This is a genomic window from Okeania sp., from assembly GCF_983059655.1.
The window spans coordinates 1-3363 of the sequence record NZ_CEZPJD010000839.1 but is presented as its reverse complement, the minus strand read 5'-3'; the positions used below and the strand labels follow the sequence as shown (position 1 = coordinate 3363).

The following is a 3363-nucleotide window of genomic DNA, read 5'->3' as shown; positions in this document are numbered from 1 at the left end:
CTTCTTCAATACAGCTTAACTACCATTTTCCTGCAAAATATGCTGAATTTCTTCATGTTCTAGAGGAGGATTAGAAGGGAAAGGATGACGAGTATCAGTAATTAGCCAATCAAGAGCAGCAGCCTGAACATCAATTGAAGCTCCAGTCTTATCCACACAATAACGCCCAAACACCAACTTATCAACTAAACGAACTCCAGGACCTAAACGAGAATACTCAAAAATTACACTACTATTAACAGTAGCTCCACTACAAATCCAACAATTCGGACCAATCATAGTAGGTCCAACAATTTTTGCCCCATCTTCAATCCTGGTCATACCACCAATATAAACAGGCCCGTGAACATCAACCTTATCCCAGTTTACTGCCACATTTAAGCCAGTATAAATTTCTGGAAAGACCTGCTTACCAGGAATAGAAACATTTTTAACTTTCTTAAGTAGCACATCCCTAATTGCTCGCCAGTAATCAGGTACTTTACCAATATCCACCCATTCAAAATCCATTGCCACACCATAAAACGGCGCTCCGGCCTCTACCAACTTGGGAAATAACTGACTACCAATATCAAATTCAACACCAGACGGAATATAATCAAGCACTTCTGGCTCAAAAATATAAATACCAGTATTAATATCAGTACTAAGAGCTTCTTCTACTTTTGGCTTTTCCTGAAAAGATTGAATTCGCCCTGCTTCATCTGTCACTACAACACCATAACTAGAAACCTGTTCGCGAGGAATAGATTTCATAATCACAGTAGCCATCGATCCTTTTTCTTTGTGCCATTTGAGTGCTGCAGTCAAATCCAAATCTATCAAAGCATCACCACAAAGGACTATAAAAGTATCATCAAAGTAAGGATAAAAATCTTGAATTCGCTTCATACCACCAGCAGAACCCAGTGCCTCCCCAATCAAGTTTCCATCCTCAATTCGTCCTTCAAAAGAATAAGCAATATCTACCCCAAACTTTTGACCATCACGAAAATAGTCCTCTATTTCCTTTGCCAAATGGCTAACATTGACCATAATTTGGTCAACACCATGTTGACGAAGCAACTCTACCAAAAATTCCATTACTGGTTTTTGCAGAATAGGAATCATTGGTTTAGGAATGCGATGAGTGATTGGACGAACACGAGTTCCCTTACCTGCTGCCAGAATCATGGCTTTCATCTTGGTTTCCTCCACCTAAAAAATGCCAAAAATACTAAAATATTTATATCTGTGTTCTCAACTAACACAGTTAAAATCTCAGATTAACAGAGAGAAAAGCAAAATGAGAATTTTTTACTCTCCCTACTTAAAGGTAAATTGTTGACATCCTCCCGACGTTGCTCTACGAGACAACGCTAAATTCCCATCCATCCATTGAACAGACTAAGCTGAACGAAAGGATCAGGGCGGGTTGAAACATCATTGGAATCTGCGCGCCAAACTTTGATTCCAAACATATCAGCAACACCTAAATAGTTAATTTAATTTAATTGTTTGAATATTGTTAGGGTATATTCTATAATTAGTCTCTAGCTTTCAAATTTTTCCGACTTATTACTAACACCAAAGCCATACTATTATAACATGGGTTAGCATTCCCATAGGACACCAAATTAAAATTATGGTGCATATATAAATACCAACATCTTGATAAATATCAGAGAAATAATTTTTCTTGGATGTTTTCTAATTTTCAGCTTGATAATTTTAATTTAACTAAAAGGGAGAGGGAAAAAAAGAAGAAGGTTGAGTAATTTTTTGACCACAACTATATGCTGTATGCTGTCAACTTTCTTTCTGATTCTTACTTCCTTTAAATATGGAGAACTTAAGTTTACATTACTATATAGCACTACGCAAATATGTTAGGACATTCCTCTATTCCCTGTTTCCTATTCCTTTACAACTAAAATTTATTGTCAAGCTCCAAAAGACGTAGTCCTATACTATGCTTTTTTTTCAGAGAAAAGTTAATTAATAAGAGTCTTATTTCAGATATAAATTAAAGTTCCAAATTTTGAGTTTTAGGAAAGAAGGCATTAACAATTCTTCTCTAAAACCGATCGCTCCTCAGAAGTGGATGAAATAGTACGGATGCTAATATCTTGATAAAATTCTTCTTGAGATAATTCAACTTTAGATTGGGCAGAAAGGAGTAGTAATGCCCAAAATACACCTACTCGGTCATGGTTGACTTGGACATGAGTATGTTCATTTTCAGCTTTGGACTGTAATACTGAGGACCACAATTCCAAAAGGCGATCGAATTCAAGGCAACCTTCACTATAATTTGGTAATTCTTCTAATAGTAACTTTTCTAGGTCACTAGCTGTATCTACTAAATTTTCCTGGTGGGCTAATTCTGCAATTGCTCTAGCTGCTTGCTCTCTTGCCTTTGAGCTAGTTTTGCGAGTCCGAGGACGTGTTTTTCTATCTTCTATAGTAGATTTGATTAGTTGTAACTGGTCGATTAATTCTTGAAGGGTTACTCGACGTTTGCGCTGAGAAGGAGCAACAGCACGGCGACGCAATTGTTGTTCTAATTTCAGTGGTATTTTTGGTGTTTCAAAAGTTTCTGCTTCTGGAATTTGGACTTCTTCAGATATCTCTGAATTATTTTCAGATGATTCTGAATTAGCTAAGTGGTCTGCTTTTAGCCATACTAATATAGATGCGTATAAAAATGCTTGACCTGACTGAGACAAATTTGTAAAGTCATCACTTGCAGAAATATTTGATTCAGGAGTTAATTTACTTAAGTAGCGGTCTATTACGTCAATTACTTGAACATCCCAAGGATTAATTTCTCCCTTTTCTGCTAAGTTTGTGAGTAAAGCAATTCCTTCTGAAACGGTTTCTGAAACTTGAGGAACTCCAACTGTCATGTCTGTAGTTTTTTCCTATACTTTAATATAAATAATTCTCAGATTAACTTGTGAATTTGTTAACCTAAGAACTCGCACTTTCTAGTCAGCGCAGGACTATTTAGAGTAAGTGACATACTCCCACACTGATTACAAGAATCAAATGTGGGCTGAGGGCGACTCTACTATGTAGATATTGACTGAGCTACCAAGGGATGCCCCACTTCTACAATTAACAATTAATAATGAAATATTTGCCTTTGAGTTATTAATTATTCATTATTAATTACATTATTTGGTGTCGATCATAAATCTTTAAATATCTATATAGAAGAATATTTCGATCTACTTCAAGCTATATTACCGAATAATTAGTAATTAAATAATTCTGGTTTAAAGCCTCTCCTTTTCAGGGAAAAATAAAGAATAATATTTCCTTAGATTCAATTCCGTAACGGTTTTAACCAGAGGTAATTATCCATTATCCATTATCCAT

At 35.7% G+C, this 3363-nt stretch carries 2 protein-coding genes; both read right to left on the bottom strand.

Annotated elements, in window-relative coordinates; translation table 11 throughout:
- Positions 1-15: 15 nt before the first annotated feature.
- Positions 16-1182 carry a nucleotidyltransferase family protein gene (locus AC3DU7_RS29135; RefSeq protein ID WP_488042744.1) on the bottom strand — a complete coding sequence of 389 codons (1167 nt, stop codon included), beginning with the start codon at positions 1180-1182 and terminating at the stop codon, positions 16-18.
- A gap of 860 nt (positions 1183-2042) precedes the next feature.
- Positions 2043-2888, bottom strand: coding sequence for a segregation/condensation protein A (locus AC3DU7_RS29130; protein WP_488042743.1), 846 nt, complete (start codon positions 2886-2888; stop codon positions 2043-2045).
- Between the last annotated feature and the right edge of the window lie 475 nt (positions 2889-3363).

What these genes read in the sequence shown, in the direction of transcription:
- AC3DU7_RS29135 (WP_488042744.1), bottom strand. Translation starts at nt 1,182, where the DNA reads ATGAAAGCCATGATTCTGGCAGCAGGTAAGGGAACTCGTGTTCGTCCA.
- AC3DU7_RS29130 (WP_488042743.1), bottom strand. Translation starts at nt 2,888, where the DNA reads ATGACAGTTGGAGTTCCTCAAGTTTCAGAAACCGTTTCAGAAGGAATT.